Origin of the sequence: Rathayibacter sp. AY1D2 (assembly GCF_002932695.1) — a bacterium.
Classification (GTDB): Bacteria; Actinomycetota; Actinomycetes; order Actinomycetales; family Microbacteriaceae; genus Rathayibacter.
In genome coordinates this window covers 1-20071 of record NZ_PSVX01000009.1, presented here as the reverse complement: position 1 = coordinate 20071, position 20071 = coordinate 1, and the positions used below count along the sequence as shown (strand labels likewise).

The following is a 20071-nucleotide window of genomic DNA, read 5'->3' as shown; positions in this document are numbered from 1 at the left end:
CAGGCAGCAGCAGAAGGAGCACCGTGAGCTTCACGTCGCCGATCCAACTCCCCGGACTCGCCCTCGACCCCCAGTGGTACCGCCGGGCGGTGTTCTACGAGGTGATGATCCGGTCGTACTACGACTCCAACGGCGACGGCGCCGGCGACATCAACGGGCTCGCCTCCAAGCTCGACTACCTGCAGTGGCTCGGGATCGACGCCCTCTGGCTCCCGCCGTTCTACATGTCGCCTCTGCGCGACGGCGGCTACGACGTCTCCGACTTCAAGGCGATCCTCCCCGAGTTCGGCACGATGGAGGACTTCCGCGACCTCGTCCGGAAGGCCCACGAGCGCAACATGCGCATCGTGATGGACTTCCCGCTCAACCACACCAGCGACCAGCACGAGTGGTTCCAGCAGTCCCGCTCCGACCCCGAGGGGCCCTACGGCGACTTCTACGTCTGGAACGACACCGACGACAAGTGGCCGGACATCCGCATCATCTTCGTCGACACCGAGGACTCGAACTGGGCCTTCGACGCCGAGCGCCGCCAGTTCTACTTCCACCGCTTCTTCTCCCACCAGCCGGACCTCAACTTCGAGAACCCCGCCGTGCACGAGGCGATCCACGACGTGGTCAAGTTCTGGCTCGACCTCGGCGTCGACGGCATCCGGCTCGACGCGATCCCCTACCTCTACGAGTCCGACGAGGGCAACGGAGAGGGCGAGCCGCCCACCCACGAGTTCATCAAGAACCTCCGCACCATGGTCGACCGCGACTACCCCGGCCGCATCCTGATCGCCGAGGCGAACCAGTGGCCGCGGGAGGTCGCCGCGTTCTTCGGCACGGAGGAGGAGCCCGAGTGCCACATGGCGTTCGACTTCCCGGTCATGCCGCGCATCTTCTACTCCCTCCGCGCGCAGACGGCGAACGAGCTGAAGAAGGTGCTCTCCGAGACGTTCGACATCCCCAGCGGCGCCGCCTGGGGCGTGTTCCTCCGCAACCACGACGAGCTCACGCTCGAGATGGTGTCCGAGGAGTACCGCCAGGCCATGTACGGCTGGTACGCCTACGACCCGCGGATGCGCTCGAACATCGGCATCCGCCGCAGGCTCGCGCCGCTGCTGGACAACTCGCGCGCCGAGCTCGAGCTGATCAACGCCCTGCTCTTCTCCCTCGCCGGCAGCCCGTTCCTGTACTACGGCGACGAGATCGGCATGGGCGACAACATCTGGCTCAACGACCGCGACGCGTCGCGCACGCCGATGCAGTGGACGCCCGACCGCAACGCCGGCTTCTCGGCAGCCGACCCCGGCAAGCTCGTGCAGCCGATCGTCCAGTCGCTCGTCTACCACTACAACCAGGTCAACGTGGAGGCGCAGCTGGCGCAGTCCCGCTCCCTGCTGCACTGGATGCGGAACGTCCTGCACGTGCGCCGCGGCCACCCGGCGTTCGGCCTCGGGTCGATGCGCGTCCTGGAGACGGACCACGAGTCGGTGCTCGCCTTCGTGCGGGACTACGCCGGCTCGGGCTCCGAGATGGGCGACCAGCCCGAGGAGGTGCTCTGCGTCTTCAGCTTCAACCACAACCCGGTCTCGGTCACGATCACGGACCCGGAGAACCCCGGATCGACGCTCAGCGACCTGTTCGGCGGCGGCCGCTTCCCCGGATTCTCGGACGACGGCACGCTGACGATGACACTCGGCACGCAGGGCTTCTTCTGGCTCCACGTCGCCAAGGCGCACGAGGCCCGCTGACCCGGCAGCACGCCGAGGGGCCTCCGGCCGATGTCGGAGGCCCCCTTTAGGCTGTCGGCGTGAGCACCACCGGAACGACCGAGACGCAGACCGAGCCGATGCTGTTCGACGACGCCGAGCAGGCGCTCGTCCCCTCCGAGGGGGCGCGCTGGTTCGACCTGCTGGCCGTGTTCGACCTCGAGACCACCGGCATCGACGTCCGCACGAGCCGCATCGTCACCGCGCACGTCGGCGTGATCGACGCGGCGGGCGAGCCGATCGAGGGCACGACCTGGCTGGCCGATCCCGGCGTGGAGATCCCGGCGGGCGCCTCCGCCGTCCACGGGATCAGCACCGAGCACGCCCGCGCGCACGGCCGCCCCGCGGGCGAGGTCGTGGCCGAGATCTCCGAGGCGCTGCGCTCGCTCCTCGCCCGCGGCATCCCGGTCGTCGTCTACAACGCCCCCTACGACCTCTCGCTCCTCGCCCACGAGGCGCGCCGCTGGGGCGTGCCCGTGCTGCTCGACCCGAGCCCCGTCGTCGATCCGCTCGTGATCGACAAGGCGGTGGACCGCTACCGCAAGGGCAAGCGCACCCTGACCCTCGCCGCCGAGCACTACGGCGTCGCCCTCACCGAGGCGCACGACGCGGGCGCGGACGCGATCGCGGCGGGTCGCGTCGCCCAGGCGCTGGGCCGCGCCTTCGCCGACGAGCTCGGAGTCGGCGCGGAGGCCCTGCACGCGCTCCAGGTCGACTGGTGCCGCACCCAGGCCGAGTCCTTCCAGGAGTACATGCGCCGCGTCCGCGACGAGTCCTTCGTCGCCGACGGGGGCTGGCCGGTCCGCCACTGACCCCTCAGGTCAGCGTGCGCCCCTCGCGCAGGAGCGCCACGTACTCCGCGATCCGCCGCTCCCGCGTCGCCGCCCGCTTCAGCTGCGAGAGGCGGAAGAGGAACGCGAAGCGCTTCTGCCCGCCGACGGTCGCGAAGAAGGCCAGGGCCTGCGGATCCGCGTCGAGCGCCCGCTGGAAGTCGTCCGGCACCTCCGCATCGCGCTGCCGGTAGGCCGCGTCCCAGCGCCCGTCGGCGCGTGCCCGCTCGACCTCGGCCAGCCCGCCCGGCAGCATCCGGCCCTCCGCCAGCAGCCGTGCGACGTGATCGCGATTGACCTTGGACCACGGGCTCGCGCGACGCCGCGGGGTGAAGGCCTGGAGCTTGAACTGCTCGTCTAAGGCTCCCGCCTGACCGTCGATCCAGCCGTGGCAGAGCGCGATGTCGAGCGCCTCGGCGTAGGTGATCCCCGGATCGACGGCGGCCTTCTTCCGCAGCTTCAGCCGGACTCCGTCCGGGTCGGGCTCGCCGCGGAGGTAGGCGTCCCACTCTTCAGGAGTCGTGAACGGCAGGATCGGCTTGTCGGCGAAGGACACCATGCCGGGACGCTACCGCGCCGGCTCCCCGACGGCCACGGCCCGCCCGTCGGCGCAAGCCCTCGCTCCGCGGACCGCGGCGCTGTGGGATCGGGTGAGCACGTGTTCCCCCTCCCCCCCTCTCGCAAGGAGAAGTCATGCCCACGATCCGCACGGTCACCGTCCTCGGCAGCGGAGTGCTCGGCTCCCAGATCGCCTTCCAGTCGGCCTTCCACGGCTTCGCCGTCACCGTCTACGACCTCTCCGACGACGTCCTCGAGTCGACGCGCGAGCGGCTCCGCGGTCTCGCGGGCGTCTACGAGTCGGTGCCCGGCGGCGTCGCCGGCGGACCGCAGGAGGCGCTCGACTCCCTCCGCCTCACCTCCGACCTCGCGGAGGCTGTCGCCGACGCCGACCTCGTGATCGAGGCCGTCCCCGAGGATCTGGGCCTGAAGCAGGAGCTGTACGGCCGCCTGGGTGCGCTCGCTCCCGAGCGCACAGTCTTCGCGACCAACTCGTCCACGCTGCTCCCCAGCGACCTGAAGGCCTCGACCGGCCGACCCGACCGGTTCCTCGCGTTGCACTACGCCAACCACGTCTGGGCGCAGAACACGGCCGAGATCATGGGGACGGCGGACACGGACCCCGCCGTGGTCGACGCCGTCGTGGAGTTCGCCGTCTCCAGCGGCCTCGAGCCCATCAGGCTGCAGAAGGAGAAGGCCGGCTACGTCCTGAACTCGCTGCTGGTGCCGCTCCTCAACGCCGCGTCAGGGCTGCTCATGGGCGGTTACGCCGACCACGAGACCATCGACAAGACCTGGAGGATCGGCACCGGCGCCCCGCTCGGACCCTTCCAGATCTTCGACGTCGTCGGTCTGCGGACCGCCTACAACATCGCCGCCGCGGCCCCGGACGAGGCCTCCCAGGCCTTCGCCGCCCACCTGAAGACGGAGTACCTCGATCGCGGCCGCCTCGGAACGGCCACCGGAGAGGGCTTCTACCGCTACTGAGGACCGCCCCGCGGGAACGACGAAGGGCCCCCGACCGTGAGGTCGAGGGCCCTTCGAGGAGTGCTACTTGCCGAAGTTCTTGTAGCGGCTGTTGAACTTCTCGACGCGGCCGGCCGAGTCCATGATGCGCTGCTTGCCCGTGTAGAACGGGTGCGAGGCGGAGGAGATCTCGACGTCGATGACGGGGTAGGTCACGCCGTCGAGCTCGATCGTCTTGCTGCTCTTCGCGGTCGAGCGGGTGAGGAAGGTCTCACCGGACGCGAGGTCGCGGAAGACGATCGCGGAGTACTCGGGGTGGATGTCGGTCTTCATGGTCGTGTCCTGTCGTCGATGGTCCTGAACCGCACCTGTCGTCGACGGGAACGGGTGGATGAGGGCGGGCGCACCGCGAACGGGCCCGAACCAGCTACCGAGAATACCAGACCGGCAGCGCGCGCAGAAGTCGCGCCGCGCCCGGACCCCGGAGCCGGGGTCAGCCGCGGGCGCGGGCCGAGAAGCGCCCGTTCTCGCGGGTGAGAGCGATGTCGAGCCCGAAGGTCTCGGCGAGCGTCGCCTCGGTCAGGGACTCGGCCAACGGGCCCGCCGCCACCACCGCTCCGTCGCGGAGGAGCAGGGCGTGGGTGAAGCCGTCGGGGATCTCCTCGACGTGGTGGGTCACCATCACGATCGCGGGCGACGCCGGGTCCTTCGCGAAGCCGCCCAGCAGCTGGACGAGCTCCTCGCGGGCGCCGAGGTCGAGGCTCGCGGCCGGCTCGTCGAGCAGGAGCAGCTCGGGGTCGGTCATGATCGCGCGGGCGATCTGGACGCGCTTCTGCTCGCCGTCCGAGAGCGTCCCGAAGGTGCGCTCGGCGAGGTGCTCGAGCTTCCACTCGGACAGCACGCGGCGGGCGCGGCGCTCGTCGATCGCGTCGTAGCCCTCGTTCCAGCGGCCGGTGACGGCGTAGGCGGCGGTCATCACGACGTCGAGCACGGTCTCGCCGGCCGGGAGGCGGCGGGCCATCGCGGTCGAGGCGTAGCCGATGCGCGGGCGCAGCTCGAACACGTCGACGCGGCCGAGGGTCTCCTCGAGCAGGTGCGCGGCACCGGTCGAGGGGTAGTTCTGCGCGGCGGCGATCTGCAGGATCGAGGTCTTGCCCGCCCCGTTGGGGCCGAGGATCACCCAGCGCTCGTCCTCGGCCACGTCCCACGACACGTGGTCGAGGATCCGCTTGCCGTTCCGGACGAAGGACACATCGACGAACGAGACAACGCTGGGCATGGGAGCCATTCTAAAGGAGGCGGCCGGGAGGCTCAGACGAGCGAGTCGTAGATCGCGCGGGTGTCCCGCGCGATCTGCGTCCAGCTGAAGTGGCTCTGCGCGCGCTCGCGGCCCGCGGCGCCCATCCGCTTCGCCGTCTCCGGGTCGGCGACGACCTCGGCGAGGGCGGCGGCCAGGTCGGCGACGTAGCGCTCCGGGTCCACGGGGGTGCCGGTGCCGTCGGTGACCTGCTCGATCGGGACGAGACGGCCGGTCACGCCGTCGTCGACGACCTCCGGGATGCCGCCGGTCGCCGTCCCGACGACCGCCGCACCGCAGGCCATCGCCTCGAGGTTGACGATGCCGAGGGGCTCGTAGATCGAGGGGCAGACGAACGTGGTCGCGTTCGTCAGGACCGCGGAGAGCTGGTGGCGCGGCAGGTGCCGGTCGATCCAGACGACGCCGGTGCGCTCCTCCTGGAGGCTGCGGACGAGGGAGGTGACCTCGGCCATGATCTCGGGGGTGTCGGGGGCGCCCGCGCAGAGCACGAGCTGCACCTCGGGAGGCAGGGTCGCCGCGGCGCGGAGCAGGTAGGGCAGGCCCTTCTGCCGGGTGATGCGGCCGACGAAGACCACGGAGGGGCGCGAGGGGTCGATGCCCAGCTCGGCGAGGACGGCCTCGTCCTCGACCGGGTGCCAGGCGTCGAGGTCGATGCCGTTGTAGACCACGTGGACCTTCGCCGGGTCCAGGGCCGGGTAGGAGCGGAGGATGTCCTCGCGCATGCCGCCGGACACCGCGATCACGGCGTCGGCGTTCTCGTACGCCTCCCGCTCGATCCAGCTCGAGACGCGGTAGCCGCCGCCGAGCTGCTCGGCCTTCCACGGACGCAGCGGCTCGAGACTGTGCGCCGAGACCACGTGCGGGATGCCGTGCAGGAGCTGGGCGAGACGCCCCGCGGCGTTGGCGTACCAGGTGTGGGAGTGGACCAGGTCGGCCCCCGCCGCGTCCTGCGCGATCTGCAGGTCGACCCCGAGGGTCTGCAGCGCGCCGTTCGCCTCGGCGAGCTCCGCGGGGACGGAGTACGCGAACGTGCCCTCCTCCTCGCGCGGCGCGCCGAAGCAGCGCACCACGACCTCCAGGTCGCTGCGCAGCGCCTTGGTGAGCTCGGCCACGTGGACACCGGCTCCCCCGTACACCTCGGGCGGGTATTCCTTGGTCAGCAGATCGACTCGCACCCCCGAACCGTAGTACAGGGCGCTCCCCCGGCGACAGCCGGGGTCCACGGGGAGGCCCGAGCCCCTACTGTGGTGCCATGCAGTCAAAGAAGATCTTCGGCATCGTCCTCGCCGGCGGCGAGGGAAAGCGCCTCATGCCCCTCACGGCGGACCGGGCCAAGCCCGCGGTGCCGTTCGGCGGGCAGTACCGGCTGATCGACTTCGCGCTGTCCAACCTGATCAACTCCGGTCTCACCCAGATCGTCGTGCTGACGCAGTACAAGTCGCACTCGCTCGACCGCCACGTCTCGCAGACCTGGCGCCTCTCCGGGCTCCTGAACTCCTACGTCGCCTCGGTCCCCGCGCAGCAGCGCCTGGGCAAGCGCTGGTTCAGCGGCTCGGCCGACGCGATCCTGCAGAGCCTCAACCTGATCCGCGACGAGAAGCCCGACATCGTCGTCGTGGTCGGCGCCGACCACGTCTACCGCATGGACTTCTCGCAGATGATCGACGCGCACATCACGTCCGGTGCGAAGGCGACCGTCGCGGCCATCCGCCAGCCGATCGAGCTCGCGGACCAGTTCGGCGTCATCCAGCTCGCCGGTGACGAGGCGGGCGACGGCATCGTCCCGACGATGATCTCCGAGTTCCTCGAGAAGCCCAAGGACGCCGTCGGCCTGGCCGACTCCCCGCACGAGGTCCTCGCCTCGATGGGCAACTACGTCTTCGACGCGGACGCCCTGATCGACGCGGTCATCCGCGACGGCGAGTCCTCCACGTCGGACCACGACATGGGCGGCGACATCATCCCCGACTTCGTCGCGCGCGGCGAGGCCGGCGTCTACGACCTCAAGCTCAACGACGTCCCCGGCTCGACCGACCGCGACCGCTACTACTGGCGGGACGTCGGCACCATCGACTCCTTCTTCGAGGCCCACCAGGACCTCATCTCGGCGCTGCCGGTCTTCAACCTCTACAACCAGCAGTGGCCGATCTTCTCGTCGCAGCTGAACTCCCCTCCGGCCAAGATCGTCCGCGACGGCAAGGGCAACATGGGATCGACGGTCGACTCGGTCGTCTCGCTCGGCACCGTGATCTCGGGCGCGCACATCGAGCGCAGCGTCGTCGGGCCCTGGACGGTCATCGAGTCGAACGCGACGGTCACCGACTCGGTGGTCTTCGACAAGGTCCGCATCGGCCCGGACGCGCTGGTCGTCCGCGCTATCCTCGACAAGGACGTCGTCGTCGAGCCCGGTGCTCGAGTCGGCGTGGACCACGACCGCGATCGCGAGCGCGGGTTCACCGTCACCGAGTCGGGCATCACCGTCGTCGGCAAGGGCGTCGTCGTCCACCCGTAGCACCCCCGCGGGTCGAGCTCTGCGCCCCGGCGCGCCCACCCGACCGATCGGACCGGCCCATGAGTGAGCGTCCTGCGACGCCTGCCCGCTTCCTCGTCGTCCTCGACGCGGACTCCACCCTCCTCCAGGACGAGGTGATCGAGCTCCTCGCGGTGCACGCCGGCTCCGAGGAGCGCGTCGCCGCCGTCACGGAGCGGGCGATGCGCGGCGAGCTCGACTTCGGCGAGAGCCTCCGCGAGCGGGTCGGCACTCTCGCCGGGGTCCCGGAGTCGGTGCTCCCCGGTGTGAGCTCGGGCGTCCGCGTCACGCCCGGCGCCGCCGAGCTCGTGGCCGGCGTCCACGCCGCCGGCGGCCGCGTCGGTGTGGTGTCCGGAGGGTTCCACGAGGTCCTCGACCCGGTCGCCGGTGCGCTCGGCCTCGACTTCGTCCGGGCCAACCGCCTCTGCTGCGGGGACGGCCTGCTGACCGGAGCGGTCGACGGGGCGGTCATCGACGCCGCGGCCAAGGCGGAGGCGCTCCGCGAGTGGGCGGCGGTCTCGGGCGTCCCGCCGCAGCGCACGATCGCCGTCGGCGACGGTGCGAACGACCTGGAGATGATGGCGGTCGCCTCCCTCGCGGTCGCCTTCAACGCCAAGCCCCTGGTGCGCGAGCGCGCCGACCTCGTCGTCGGCGGCCTCGACCTGTCGCAGCTGCTGCCCGTCCTCGGCCTCCGCGGCTGAGGCCCGCCTCCCCCGGCCTCAGGAAGGTCAGCGGCCCGCGATCGCGACGAGTCCGGCGCAGCCGAGCGCCAGCGCCCAGCTGACGAGCGAGCCCACCAGGAAGTACTCCGCCTTCTCGCCGCTGCCGCCGTCGCGGGAGATCTCGGGGAAGCGCACGATCCCCTTGGCCGCGAGCACGGCACCGGCGAGGCCGATCGCTCCGGCGAGCGTGAGACCGGCGATCAGCAGCCGCTCCAGCGGTCCGATCGTGCGCCCGCCCTGGAGGTCCGGCAGGCGGGCGTCGGCCGGCTCCCGACGCGCGAACCGCTCGCTCCAGCGCGGACGCGGCGCGGGCTCGGCCTGCGGGAGCTCGCGGAACAGCGCCGCCCGCACGATCACGTTGCCGCTCTCCAGCAGGAAGAGCCCGGCTCCGACCGCCAGAGCGAGCTGCTCGATCGGAGGGAGCGTGCTCGCGACGATGGTCGGCGCGAGCGGCCCCGTCGGGACGCCGACGGCGCGGTCGACAGCGGTCAGCACCAGGACCGCCGCGACGAGGGCGACGGCCGGACGCAGACCCCCGGGCGGCCGCGCGTTCTCGACGGTCGTGGTCGTCAGCAGCCAGGCTCCGGCCAGGACGACGACGATCGCCGCACCGAGCGGCGGGGCTCCGACGAGGAGCGCTGCGGTCACGGCTGCGGCGGCGAGCACGGGGATCGCGAGGAGGGCCGCACGGCGGCGGAGGTGCGTGCGCGCGAGGTCGCCGAGGCCGATCACGGCGAGCAGCAGCGCCGTCAGCACGTCTCCTCCAGCAGGCGCGCGCCGGCGAGGAGGGCGCCCGCTCCCGCGCGCCGCAGCGCCTGCGAGACGGCGGGCTGCGAGATCGACTCCTGCTCGCCCAGCTCCTTCTGCGACGCTCCGCGCAGGCTCCCCAGCACGAGTCGGCGATCGCGCGCGCTGAGCGCTCCGACCAGCGCGTCGCGGGAGAGGAGGTAGGCGTTGACGGCCGCCTCGCCGGAGTCCCCGTCGGCGTCCCCGGCGACGAACCATCCGCGGGCCGTGGGCACGGCACCGTCCTCGAGCGCGTGGGCGCGATCGATGGCCTCGCGCGCGCGCCACCAGCCGGACCCGTCCTCGAGGTCCCCGGCGATCCCCGACCCGACCACCCGCACCTCGCCCAGGCCGATGCCCGCGCGGCAGTCGACGCCGGCCGGGAGCGAGAGGCGCGCCTGCAGCGTCGCCCGGAGCGCGGCGTGGACGGAGGGGTAGATCGCCTGGAACTCGTCGCCGACCGTCGGGTGCAGGGGCTGGATCGCCGGGACCGCGGCCTCCACCTCGGCGAAGCCCCGCTCGATCTCGCGCTGAGCACCCGCGCGGTCGACGAGGGAGCGGGAGGTCACCAGGTCCAGGAGCACGGCGACGACATCGGAGGAGGCCATCGCATAAGCCTAGAGCTTATATCCGCCGGATATAAGCCCAGGGCTTATCGGTCAGTGGCCCATCCCCAGGCCGCCGTCGACCGGGATCACGGCACCCGAGATGTACGCCGCCTCGTCGCCGGCCAGCCAGCGCGTGACCTTCGCGACCTCGGCAGCGGTGCCGTAGCGGGCGAGCGGGATGCTCTTCCGGTACTCCGCCTGCTGCTCCGGCGAGAGCTCGGCGGTCATGTCGGTCTCGATGAAGCCGGGAGCGACGACGTTGGCGGTGATGTTGCGGGCGCCGAGCTCGCGGGTCAGCGAGCGGGCGAAGCCCACGAGGGCGGCCTTCGACGAGGAGTAGTTGATCTGGCCCGGCGACCCGTAGAGGCCGACCACGCTGGAGATGAGGACGACGCGGCCGAAGCGCTGCTTGAGCATCCCCTTCGATGCGCGCTTGACGACGCGGAACGCCCCGGTGAGGTTCGTGTCGACGACGGACGTGAAGTCCTCCTCCGTCATGCGCAGCAGCAGGGTGTCGCGGGTGATGCCCGCGTTCGCCACCAGGATCTCGACCGGGCCCAGCTCGGCCTCGACCTGCGTGAACGCGGCGTCGATGGAGGCGGCGTCGGTCACGTCCGCGACGACGGTGAGGGAGCCCTCCGGACCGGAGCCCGAGCGCGCGGTCACGGCGACCCGGTGACCGGCGGCCACGAACTCCTGGGCGATGGCGAAGCCGATCCCCCGGTTGCCCCCGGTGACGAGGACGGTGCGCGGCGTGGTCATGGTGTCCCTCCTGCCGGCGCTCGTGCGGCGCCGGGCGACCCGTACATCCTAGAGGCGCGTCGCGCAACAGATTCCGGGATGAGGCCCTCCCGGCCTGCACCCGCCCGCCGCGACGTAGGCTTGCAGGGCTGTGAAACCACGCGAGACACTCACCTCCCTACCGCCGTCGCCGAGCGCCGAGCGGCGCTCCCGCGCGATCAAGTACTCGATCGCGATGGGCATCAGAATGCTCTGCGTCATCTGCCTGCTCTTCGCCCACGGCTGGTGGCTGCTGTTCTTCGCCATCGGCGCCGTGGTCCTGCCCTACTTCGCCGTCGTGCTGGCCAACGTCGGCAGTGCGGGCGAGCGCGGCAACGTCGAGCGGCCGGGTGCGATCGTCCTCTCCCGGCCGGTCCCGCCGCCCCCCGCCCCCGACTCCGAGGCGCCGACCGGCCCCGAGGGCGGCGACCCGCGGGGAGACCGGCCGTGATCCCGCTCGGCCGGGTCCCCGACGCGCACGCCTGCTCCCGAGCGGGCTGCCCGCGGACGGCGACATTCGCGATCGAGTGGCGGAACCCGAGGATCCACGCGGAGGACCGTCGGAAGACCTGGCTGGCCTGCGGCGAGCACCTGGAGTTCCTGCGCGAGTTCCTCCTCGCCCGCGACTTCCCGCTCGAGGTGAAGCCGCTCTACACGGTCGATCGCGGAGCGGAACGATGAGCGGCGACGCGCCCCGTCCCTCCTGGCGCTTCGTCTTCTCGCGACGCTGGTTCGGCTACCTCGCTCTCGCGATCGTCTTCGCCGTCGCCTGCGTGCTGCTCTCGCGCTGGCAGGTCGCGCGGCTCGACCAGGCCGCCTCGACCAACCGGCTGGTCACCGCGAACTGGACCGCCGACCCGGTGGCGCTCGACGGGCTGCTCCCCGCCGACTCCACGTGGGACGACGCCCTCGAGTACCGCCCGGTCGAGATCACCGGCGTCTACGAGACGCAGGGGCAGACCCTCGTCCGCAACCGGCCCTACAACGGCAACCCCGGCTTCGAGATCCTGACGCCGCTGCGGCTCGACGACGGCAGCGTGTTCGTCGTCGACCGCGGCTGGGTCCCCGTCGGCTCGACCCAGGACTCCCCCGACGCGATCCCCGCGCCGCCCGAGGGGGAGGTGACCGTCGTCGCCCGCCTGAAGCCCGCGGAGGGACGGATCGACGGACGCTCCGCACCGGCCGGCCAGATCGCCACGATCCAGCTCGACGACCTGTCGACGCAGCTGGACGAGCCCCTGCGGACCTCGGCGTACGGCCTGCTGGTCGCCGAGGCGCCGGCGCCGGTCGACGCTCCCCCGCTGGCCGCGATCAAGCCGGTCGCCGACGAGGGCCTGCACATCAGCTACGCCGTCCAGTGGGTGCTGTTCGCCGTCATGGGCTTCGGCGGGCTCGGCTGGGCGATCCGCCACGAGTACCGAATCCGCAACGCAGACGACCCCGAGGTCGTGGCGGCCGAGGAGCGGCGCGAGGAGCGCCGCCGACGCCGCGGCCGCAGCGACTCCGAGGTCGAGGACGAGCTGCTCGACGCCCGCTAGGCGAGCGTGATCAGGTCGAGGTAGTCGGCCGCCCAGTGGTCCTCGGTGCCCTCCGGCATGATCAGGACGCGCTCGGGGTTCAGCGCCTCGACGGCTCCCTCGTCGTGGCTGACCAGGACGACCGCGCCCTCGTAGTGCGCGAGCGCGTCGAGGATCTCCTCGCGGCTCGCGGGGTCGAGGTTGTTGGTGGGCTCGTCGAGCAGGAGAACGTTCGCGCCCGAGACCACGATCATCGCCAGGGCGAGACGGGTCTTCTCCCCGCCGGAGAGGACCCCGGCCGGCTTGTGCGAGTCGTCCCCGGTGAACAGGAACGAGCCCAGGACCCGGCGCGCCTCGGTCTCGGTGAGGTTCGGGCTGGAGGAGACCATGTTCTCAAGCACCGAGCGCTTGACGTCGATCGTCTCGTGCTCCTGCGCGTAGTAGCCGATCCGGAGGCCGTGCCCGGCCTCGATCACTCCGGTGTCGGGCTGGTCGACGCCGCCCAGGATGCGCAGGAGCGTCGTCTTGCCCGCTCCGTTGAGCCCCAGGATGACGACCTTGGAGCCCCGGTCGATCGCGAGGTCGACGGCGGTGAAGATCTCGAGCGAGCCGTAGCTCTTCGACAGGTTCTGAGCCTGCAGAGGGGTGCGACCGCAGGCGGACGGGGTCGGGAACCGGAGCTTCGCGACGCGGTCGACCGCGCGGACCTCCTCGAGCCCGCTGAGCATGCGCTCGGCCCGCGCGACCATCTGGTGCGCCGCCGCGGCCTTCGAGGCCTTCGCGCCGAACTTCGCGGCCTGCAGCTGGAGGGCGCCGGCCTTCTTCTCGACGTTGACCCGCTCCTTCTTGCGGCGCTCCTCGTCGGCGGCGCGCTGGCGCTGGTAGTTCTTCCAGTTCATGTTGTAGACGTCGATGACCTGGCGGTTGGCGTCGAGGTAGAAGACGCGGTTCACGGTCTCGCCGACCAGCTCGATGTCGTGGCTGATCACGATGAAGCCGCCGCGGTAGTTCTTGAGGAACTCGCGGAGCCAGACGACGGAGTCGGCGTCGAGGTGGTTCGTCGGCTCGTCGAGGATCAGCGTGCTCGCGTCGGAGAAGAGGATGCGCGCGAGCTCGATGCGGCGCCGCTGGCCACCGGAGAGCGTCTTGAGCGGCTGGTCGAGGATCCGGTCGGGGAGGTTGAGGTTGCTCGCGATCGACGCGGCCTCCGCCTCAGCCGCGTATCCGCCGAGGGAGAGGAAGCGGTCCGTGAGGTTGCCGTACTTCTTCATGCCGGCCTCGCTCACGGAGGTGTCGCTGCTCGACATCGCGACCGTCGCCTCCTGCATGCCGAGCACCAGCTGCCCCAGCCCGCGGGCGTCGAGGATGCGGGTGCGCGCGAGCTCCTCCGGGTCGCCGGAGCGCGGGTCCTGAGGGAGGTAGCCGATCTCGCCGCCGCGGTCGACCGTGCCCTTCGAGGCGATGAGGTCGCCCGCGAGGACCTTGGTCAGCGTCGTCTTCCCCGCCCCGTTGCGGCCGACGAGGCCGACCTTGTCGCCGTCGCCCACCCGGAAGGAGACGTTCTCCATCAGGAGTCGGGCGCCGACTCGGAGTTCGAGGTCGTGCACGCTGAGCACAGTGCTGTCCGTTCCCGCCAAGAAATGGCGTTCGGTTCGGGAGGAGTGGGGCAAGGGGCCGCGATGCGGCAGCCCCCTAGTATATTTCCTGAGCCGCGGGGCGGATCCACGTCCGCTCACCGCGGACGCGCTCGCTCCTCGCTCTCGGGCGACCAGGACTCTCGGAGATCACCCATGTCCCCTTCCTCTTCCGCCCTCCCGCGCCCGGTCCTCGCCGACCGGCTCGTCACCCGCTCCGTCGCGACCGACGCCCTGCTGGTGCTCGCGGGTGCAGGTCTCACCGCAGCGATGGCGCAGCTGTTCATCCCGATGTGGCCGGTCCCCTTCACGGGCCAGACCTTCGCGGTCCTCCTGGTCGGCACGACGCTCGGCGCACTCCGCGGCGCGCTCTCCATGCTCGTGTACGCGCTCGTCGGCGCTCTCGGCGCCCCGGTCTTCACCGAGGGCTCGCACGGCTGGGCGGTCCTCGCGGGTCCCACCGGCGGCTACATCGTCGGCTTCGTCCTCGCGTCGATCGTCACCGGGTGGCTCGCCCAGCGGCAGTGGGACCGTCGCGTCCTCGGCACGCTGGTGACCTTCCTCGCCGGCACCGCCACCATCTACCTCGTCGGCCTGCCCTGGCTGGCCGCCGCCCTCGCCTCGCTGGGGCTGCCCGCCGACCTCGGCTCCGTCCTCTCCGCGGGACTCGTGCCCTTCCTGGTCGGCGACGCGCTCAAGGCGCTGGTCGCTGCCGCGCTGCTCCCCACCACCTGGGCGATGCTCTCGCGACGCTCGCGCTGAGCGGTCGTACGGACGCCGAAGGGCCGGGAGGACGATTCCTCCCGGCCCTTCGGGCGTCCGGCAGAGGTCGAGCCGCCCGGTCCTCCTGCTCGACCTCGGTGGGCACCTCCACCGACTCGACCGGCGGGGGCGACGACGGGCCCGGACTCCGGAGCCGTCCCGCCCGGCCGTTCCGACTCCACGATGGACTGCGACAGGCTGAAGACGACAGGAACGCCGAAGGGCCGGGAGGACGACTCCTCCCGGCCCTTCGGCGTCGGTGTGCAGCGGCTAGATCGAGAAGCCGAGTGCGCGCATCATGTCGCGCCCGTCCTCGGTGATCCGGTCGGGACCCCACGGCGGCATCCAGACCCAGTTGATCCGGAACGCCTCGACGATGCCGTCGAGCGACTCGGCGGTCTGCTCCTCGAGCACGTCGGTCAGCGGGCAGCCCGCCGAGGTGAGGGTCATATGGATGACGAGGGCGTCGTTCTCGTCGTCCCAGCCCAGGTCGTAGATGAGTCCCAGGTCGACCACGTTGACCCCGAGCTCGGGGTCCATGACGTCCTTGAGGGCTTCCTCGACCTGGTCGAAGAGCTTCGGCTCGAGAGTGGTGACCGCCATGATCAGACCGTCGCCGAGGTCAGGAAGCGGTCGTAGCCCTCGTCCTCGAGCCGGGTGGCGAGCTCCTTGCCGCCCTGCTCGGCGACGCGGCCGGCGACGAAGACGTGGACGAAGTCGGGCTGGATGTAGCGGAGGATCCGCGTGTAGTGCGTGATCAGCAGCACGCCGAGACCGGTGCTCTGGTGGGCGCGGTTGACGCCCTCCGACACGATCTTGAGCGCGTCGACGTCGAGGCCGGAGTCGGTCTCGTCGAGGATGGCGAACTGCGGGGCGAGCAGCTCGAGCTGGAGGATCTCGTTGCGCTTCTTCTCGCCGCCCGAGAAGCCCTCGTTGACGTTGCGCGCCGCGAAGGACGAGTCCATGCGGAGGTTCGCCATCGCCGACTTGACGTCCTTCGTCCACGTGCGGATGGCGGGCGCCTCGCCGGCGATCGCGGTCTTGGCGGTGCGGAGGAAGTTGGTGTTGGTCACACCGGGGATCTCGACCGGGTACTGCATTGCGAGGAAGAGGCCCGCGCGGGCGCGCTCGTCGACGGACATGTCGAGAACCTCGACGCCGTCGAGGGTGATCGAGCCGCCGTCGACGTGGTACTTGGGGTGTCCCGCGATCGTGTACGCGAGGGTGGACTTGCCGGACCCGTTGGGGCCCATGATCGCGTGGATCTCACCCTGGTTGATGGTGAGATCGACACCGCGGAGGATCTGCTTGGTCCCCTGCTCGGTCTCGACACTGACGTGGAGATCGCTGATCTGGAGAACGGACATTCAGACTTCCTTCGTGACGGTCGGGTCGATGTAGACGTCGCCGTCGATGATCTCGACGACGAAGACGGGGACCGGCTCGTAGGCCGGGAGGTTCAGGGGGGTGCCGGTGCGGAGGGAGAACTGGGAGCCGTGCGCCCAGCACTCGAGGCTGTCGCCCTCGACGAAGCCCTCGGAGAGCGAGATCTCGCCGTGGGTGCAGGTGTCGCCGATGGCGTGGATCTCGCCGGCGGAGTCCTGCACGACCGCGATCGCGACTCCGTCGACCTCGACCCGCATGGCCTGGTTGGGGATCAGCTCGGAGACCGAGCAGATCATCGCGGCGTTGCTCATGCGGGGACCGCCGCTCCGCGGGAGGAGCCGGTCTGGCCGGCGCTGCCGGCGAGCTCCGCCTCGATCGCGAGCTGCAGGCGGTCCTCGAGCTCGGCGACCTTGATCTGCTGCACGATCTCGCTGAGGAACCCGCGCACGACCAGGCGTCGCGCCTCGTCCTCACGGATGCCGCGGGACTGCAGGTAGAAGAGCTGCTCGTCGTCGAAGCGGCCGGTCGCCGAGGCGTGCCCCGCTCCGGCGATGTCACCGGTCTCGATCTCGAGGTTCGGGATGGAGTCGGCGCGCGTGCCGTCCGAGAGGACGAGGTTGCGGTTCTGCTCGTAGCTGTCGGTGCCGGTGGCGCTGTTGCGGATCAGGACGTCGCCGATCCAGACGGTGCGCGCGCCCTCGCCCTGCAGCGCGCCCTTGTAGGTCACGCGGCTGCGGGTGTCGGGGGCGTCGTGGTCGACGTACACCTGCTGCTCGAGGTGCTGGCCGCCGTCGGCGAAGTACAGGCCGAAGAGCTCGCCGTCCGCTCCGCGCTCGACGAGGTGCGCCGAGGGGTTCACCCGGACGATGGAGCCGCCGAGGGTGACCACGATGTGCTTCACCTTCGCGTCGCGTCCGACCCGCACGAAGTGGTTGGCCAGGTGCCGGGCGTCGTCCGCCCACTCCTGCACGGTGACGACGGTGAGCTGCGCGCCCTCGCCGACGAGGATCTCCACGTTCTCCGCGAGGGAGGCCTCCCCCTCGTTCTGCAGCACGACGACGGCGCGGGCGTAGGGCGCCGCCTCGATGATCGTGTGCGCGGCGCGGGGTGCGGAGCCGAGGCCCGAGCGGACGAGGGTGGCGACCTTCTCGTCCTCTCCCGTCACGCGGACGGCGAGGGCCTTCTCGAAGCTCGACCAGGCGTTCGCGGCGGCGCGGTCCTCGGGGAGGCCGGCGGTGCCGATCCGCTGGTCGTCGCGGCCGACCCACGAGACGTCCACACCGTCCACCGCCGCGTGCTCGAGGGGGGCGGGCGAGCCGTCGAGCGCGCCGTCGATCAGATCGCCGAGGCGGGCGACGGGCGTCAGCTTCCAGGCGATCTCGCGGCCGGTGACGGCCTCGAAGGCCTCGACGTCGGCCGACGCGAAGCGCTCGGAGCGCGTCTGCACGGGCGTGAACGCCCCGTCGGAGTGGGCGCTGATGCCCAGGCGCTCAGCGGCGGCCGCGCCGTCGATCTCGGGGGTCGCGGCGCTCGTGGGGACCGTCATCTGGCGGTGGTTCCTTTCGATGGGTGCGGGGCGCCCCGTCCGGGCGCCCCTTCGAGGGGGGAGGCGGGCGTCAACCGACGCTGCCCTCCATCCCCATCTCGATGAGCTTGTTCAGCTCGAGGGCGTACTCCATGGGCAGCTCGCGCGCGATCGGCTCGATGAAGCCGCGGACGATCATGGCCATCGCCTCGTCCTCCGGCAGGCCGCGCGACATCAGGTAGAAGAGCTGCTCCTCGCTGACCTTCGACACCGTCGCCTCGTGGCCGAGCTGCACGTCGTCGACGCGGATGTCGATCGCCGGGTAGGTGTCGGAGCGCGAGATGGTGTCGACCAGGAGCGCGTCACAGCGCACGGTGTTCGCCGAGTGGTGCGCGTTCGCGTCCACCCGGACCTCGCCTCGGTATCCGGCGCGACCGCCGCCGCGGGCGATCGACTTCGAGACGATCGACGACTGCGTGTACGGCGCCATGTGGACCATCTTCGCGCCGGCGTCCTGGTGCTGGCCGGGGCCCGCGAACGCGACGGAGAGGGTCTCGCCCTTGGCGTGCTCGCCGACCAGGAAGATCGACGGGTACTTCATCGTGACCTTGGAGCCGATGTTGCCGTCGATCCACTCCATCGTCGCGCCCTCGTGCGCGATCGCGCGCTTGGTGACGAGGTTGTAGACGTTGTTCGACCAGTTCTGGATCGTCGTGTAGCGCACGCGGGCGTTCTTCTTCACGATGATCTCGACCACGGCCGAGTGCAGCGAGTCCGACTTGTAGATCGGAGCCGTGCAGCCCTCGATGTAGTGGACGTAGCTGTCCTCGTCCGCGATGATCAGGGTCCGCTCGAACTGGCCCATGTTCTCGGTGTTGATCCGGAAGTAGGCCTGCAGCGGGATGTCGACGTGGACGCCCTTGGGGACGTACACGAAGGAGCCGCCGGACCAGACCGCGGTGTTCAGCGCCGCGAACTTGTTGTCGCCCGCGGGGATGACGGTGCCGAAGTACTCCTCGAAGATCTCGGGGTGCTCGCGCAGCGCCGTGTCGGTGTCCATGAAGATGACGCCCTGCTCCTCCAGGTCCTCGCGGATCTGGTGGTAGACGACCTCGGACTCGTACTGGGCCGCGACGCCGCCGACGAGGCGCTGGCGCTCCGCCTCCGGGATGCCGAGCTTCTCGTACGTGTTCTTGATGTCGTCCGGGAGGTCGTCCCACGTCTGCGCCTGCTTCTCGGTGGAGCGGACGAAGTACTTGATGTTGTCGAAGTCGATGTCCGACAGGTCGGCGCCCCACGTCGGCATGGGCTTGCGCTCGAAGAGCTTCAGGGCCTTCATGCGGCGGTCGCGCATCCAGGCGGGCTCGTTCTTGAGCGCGGAGATGTCGGAGACGACCTCGGGCGAGATGCCGCGTCGTGCGGAGGCTCCGGCGGAGTCCGAGTCGGACCAGCCGAACTCGTAGACGCCCAGGCTCTCGAGCTCGGGGCGGTCGATCAGGATGTCTGACATGTGTACCTCGTTTCCTACCCACTGCTAACCGGTCGGGTCCCGGAGTCATTCCCCCGGGGGTGGCCCGCGGGTGCTCTCCGGCCGGTCGCGCGATCGATCTGATGCGCGGAGCGGATGATGTGCGTCCCTGGATTCCGGAGGTGTGCGTCGGCGCTCCATCGGGCCGTGTGCGGATCACGTGCGCAGGGTGCGTCGAACCGTGACCAGCTTCTCATTCTACCGGCGTCCGCCGTTCAGGGGAACCTCCGCACCTGGGTGTCGGCCGGGCACCGGTGACGCGCATCCAGACGCGCATGGCCATACCGGTGTCGGTGGTCCGTGATTCGGTTCCGCCATGACGAACGACGCATCGACCCCGATCCCCGCACGACTCGTGACCGCACTGGTGGGCGCCGGCCTGCCGACCGGACCCGCGCGGGCGTTCGGCCCTCTCGCCCGCGCGATCGCGGCCGACCTCCCGCTGCGGACGCTCCCCCGCGTGCTCCTGCGCCTCCGGCGGCACCTGCTCTCCGCCGAGCCGGAGCCCGCGGTCAGGCGGCGGGCTGGAGCTCCTGGGCGGCGTCCCGGCGCTGGGCGCGCACGGTGAACAGCCTCGGGTTCACGTCGAGCAGCACGCGGACCGCGCCGACCCAGATGAGCGCCGAGCCGAGGAGGTGCACCGCGACGAGCGTCTCGGGCAGCGCGATGAGCGACTGCACGACCCCGACCAGCGCCTGCAGCACGACGACCACGAGGAAGGCGATCACGCGCCGCCGGGCGAGCTCCGAGCCCGCCGCCCGCGACAGGCGCAGGAGCAGCGCGGCGCCCACGACGAGCACCGCTGTGCCGAGCACGCCGTGCACGACGGTCACGCTCTCCCAGTGGAACTGCATGCGGGGCACC

At 71.0% G+C, this 20071-nt stretch carries 22 protein-coding genes and 1 pseudogene; 9 read left to right on the top strand and 14 right to left on the bottom strand.

What is annotated here, in order from left to right; genetic code table 11:
- Positions 1-23: 23 nt before the first annotated feature.
- Both treS and C5D04_RS03680 read left to right on the top strand, forming a co-directional pair.
- Positions 24-1739: a maltose alpha-D-glucosyltransferase gene (treS, locus tag C5D04_RS03685; protein ID WP_104221970.1), complete on the top strand. Its 1716-nt coding sequence runs from the start codon at positions 24-26 to the stop codon at positions 1737-1739.
- A 98-nt stretch (positions 1740-1837) separates the two neighbouring features.
- A complete protein-coding gene (locus C5D04_RS03680) occupies positions 1838-2569 on the top strand; it encodes a 3'-5' exonuclease (protein WP_104333695.1) in 732 nt (243 codons plus the stop codon).
- Positions 2570-2573: 4 nt separating this feature from the next.
- Here the strand turns inward: C5D04_RS03680 and C5D04_RS03675 are convergent, their stop codons facing one another.
- Positions 2574-3146, bottom strand: coding sequence for a YdeI family protein (locus tag C5D04_RS03675; RefSeq protein WP_104347252.1), 573 nt, complete (start codon positions 3144-3146; stop codon positions 2574-2576).
- A gap of 134 nt (positions 3147-3280) precedes the next feature.
- On the opposite strand from C5D04_RS03675, the gene C5D04_RS03670 reads away from it, so the two are divergent.
- Entirely contained in the window at positions 3281-4132 is an 852-nt protein-coding gene (locus C5D04_RS03670) for a 3-hydroxyacyl-CoA dehydrogenase (RefSeq protein ID WP_104347251.1), read from the top strand.
- Positions 4133-4195: 63 nt separating this feature from the next.
- On the opposite strand, the gene C5D04_RS03665 is transcribed toward C5D04_RS03670, so the two are convergent.
- The 3 genes from C5D04_RS03665 to glgA all read right to left on the bottom strand — a co-directional run bounded on the left by C5D04_RS03665 (position 4196) and on the right by glgA (position 6604).
- On the bottom strand, positions 4196-4444 hold the full coding sequence (locus C5D04_RS03665) for a type B 50S ribosomal protein L31 (RefSeq protein ID WP_068253003.1): 249 nt from the start codon (positions 4442-4444) through the stop codon (positions 4196-4198).
- A 160-nt stretch (positions 4445-4604) separates the two neighbouring features.
- Positions 4605-5390, bottom strand: a complete 786-nt coding sequence (locus tag C5D04_RS03660) for an ABC transporter ATP-binding protein (RefSeq protein ID WP_104232626.1) — start codon at positions 5388-5390, stop codon at positions 4605-4607.
- 32 nt (positions 5391-5422) lie between these two features.
- Entirely contained in the window at positions 5423-6604 is a 1182-nt protein-coding gene (gene glgA, locus C5D04_RS03655) for a glycogen synthase (RefSeq protein ID WP_104225282.1), read from the bottom strand.
- A gap of 77 nt (positions 6605-6681) precedes the next feature.
- Between glgA and C5D04_RS03650 the strand changes: the two genes are divergently transcribed.
- Positions 6682-7941, top strand: coding sequence for a glucose-1-phosphate adenylyltransferase (locus C5D04_RS03650; RefSeq protein WP_104221960.1), 1260 nt, complete (start codon positions 6682-6684; stop codon positions 7939-7941).
- Positions 7942-8000: 59 nt separating this feature from the next.
- Entirely contained in the window at positions 8001-8660 is a 660-nt protein-coding gene (serB, locus tag C5D04_RS03645; RefSeq protein ID WP_104347250.1) for a phosphoserine phosphatase SerB, read from the top strand.
- 27 nt (positions 8661-8687) lie between these two features.
- On the opposite strand, the gene C5D04_RS03640 is transcribed toward serB, so the two are convergent.
- From C5D04_RS03640 to C5D04_RS03630, 3 genes are read right to left on the bottom strand one after another with little or no spacing between them, the layout of a single operon-like run.
- Positions 8688-9437: a hypothetical protein gene (locus tag C5D04_RS03640; RefSeq protein WP_104347249.1), complete on the bottom strand. Its 750-nt coding sequence runs from the start codon at positions 9435-9437 to the stop codon at positions 8688-8690.
- Complete coding sequence (locus tag C5D04_RS03635; RefSeq protein WP_104347248.1) at positions 9431-10075, bottom strand: SatD family protein; 645 nt, start codon at positions 10073-10075, stop codon at positions 9431-9433. Before C5D04_RS03635 ends, C5D04_RS03640 begins: the two co-directional genes overlap by 7 nt.
- A gap of 51 nt (positions 10076-10126) precedes the next feature.
- Positions 10127-10837, bottom strand: coding sequence for a beta-ketoacyl-ACP reductase (locus C5D04_RS03630; protein ID WP_104225284.1), 711 nt, complete (start codon positions 10835-10837; stop codon positions 10127-10129).
- A gap of 130 nt (positions 10838-10967) precedes the next feature.
- On the opposite strand from C5D04_RS03630, the gene C5D04_RS03625 reads away from it, so the two are divergent.
- The 3 genes from C5D04_RS03625 to C5D04_RS03615 are packed head-to-tail and all read left to right on the top strand — an operon-like array spanning position 10968 to position 12393.
- The gene (locus C5D04_RS03625) at positions 10968-11306 is read left to right on the top strand and encodes a DUF3099 domain-containing protein (RefSeq protein ID WP_104221949.1); all 339 of its coding nucleotides are present in this window, start codon (positions 10968-10970) and stop codon (positions 11304-11306) included.
- Positions 11303-11536: a hypothetical protein gene (locus tag C5D04_RS03620; protein ID WP_104225286.1), complete on the top strand. Its 234-nt coding sequence runs from the start codon at positions 11303-11305 to the stop codon at positions 11534-11536. The genes C5D04_RS03625 and C5D04_RS03620 overlap by 4 nt, the downstream gene beginning before the upstream one ends.
- A complete protein-coding gene (locus tag C5D04_RS03615; RefSeq protein WP_104347247.1) occupies positions 11533-12393 on the top strand; it encodes an SURF1 family protein in 861 nt (286 codons plus the stop codon). Before C5D04_RS03620 ends, C5D04_RS03615 begins: the two co-directional genes overlap by 4 nt.
- Here C5D04_RS03615 and C5D04_RS03610 read toward each other — a convergent pair.
- Positions 12390-13988, bottom strand: a complete 1599-nt coding sequence (locus tag C5D04_RS03610; protein WP_104221943.1) for an ABC-F family ATP-binding cassette domain-containing protein — start codon at positions 13986-13988, stop codon at positions 12390-12392. The two genes, C5D04_RS03615 and C5D04_RS03610, sit on opposite strands and share 4 nt — an antisense overlap.
- Positions 13989-14162: 174 nt before the next feature.
- On the opposite strand from C5D04_RS03610, the gene C5D04_RS03605 reads away from it, so the two are divergent.
- On the top strand, positions 14163-14768 hold the full coding sequence (locus tag C5D04_RS03605; RefSeq protein WP_104232632.1) for a biotin transporter BioY: 606 nt from the start codon (positions 14163-14165) through the stop codon (positions 14766-14768).
- Positions 14769-15038: 270 nt separating this feature from the next.
- Here the strand turns inward: C5D04_RS03605 and C5D04_RS03600 are convergent, their stop codons facing one another.
- The 6 genes and pseudogenes from C5D04_RS03600 to C5D04_RS03575 all read right to left on the bottom strand — a co-directional run.
- Positions 15039-15371, bottom strand: a complete 333-nt coding sequence (locus C5D04_RS03600) for a metal-sulfur cluster assembly factor (RefSeq protein ID WP_104221939.1) — start codon at positions 15369-15371, stop codon at positions 15039-15041.
- A 2-nt stretch (positions 15372-15373) separates the two neighbouring features.
- Positions 15374-16135 (bottom strand): Fe-S cluster assembly ATPase SufC, encoded by a 762-nt coding sequence (gene sufC / locus C5D04_RS03595; RefSeq protein WP_104347246.1) that lies wholly within the window; start codon positions 16133-16135, stop codon positions 15374-15376.
- Complete coding sequence (locus C5D04_RS03590; protein WP_077222834.1) at positions 16136-16465, bottom strand: non-heme iron oxygenase ferredoxin subunit; 330 nt, start codon at positions 16463-16465, stop codon at positions 16136-16138.
- The gene (sufD, locus tag C5D04_RS03585; protein ID WP_104292110.1) at positions 16462-17700 is read right to left on the bottom strand and encodes a Fe-S cluster assembly protein SufD; all 1239 of its coding nucleotides are present in this window, start codon (positions 17698-17700) and stop codon (positions 16462-16464) included. The genes C5D04_RS03590 and sufD overlap by 4 nt, the downstream gene beginning before the upstream one ends.
- Before the next feature lie 70 nt (positions 17701-17770).
- Positions 17771-19189, bottom strand: coding sequence for a Fe-S cluster assembly protein SufB (gene sufB, locus C5D04_RS03580; RefSeq protein WP_104221933.1), 1419 nt, complete (start codon positions 19187-19189; stop codon positions 17771-17773).
- Between the two features lie 530 nt (positions 19190-19719).
- Positions 19720-20071: pseudogene (locus tag C5D04_RS03575) on the bottom strand (hypothetical protein); the annotation flags it as partial.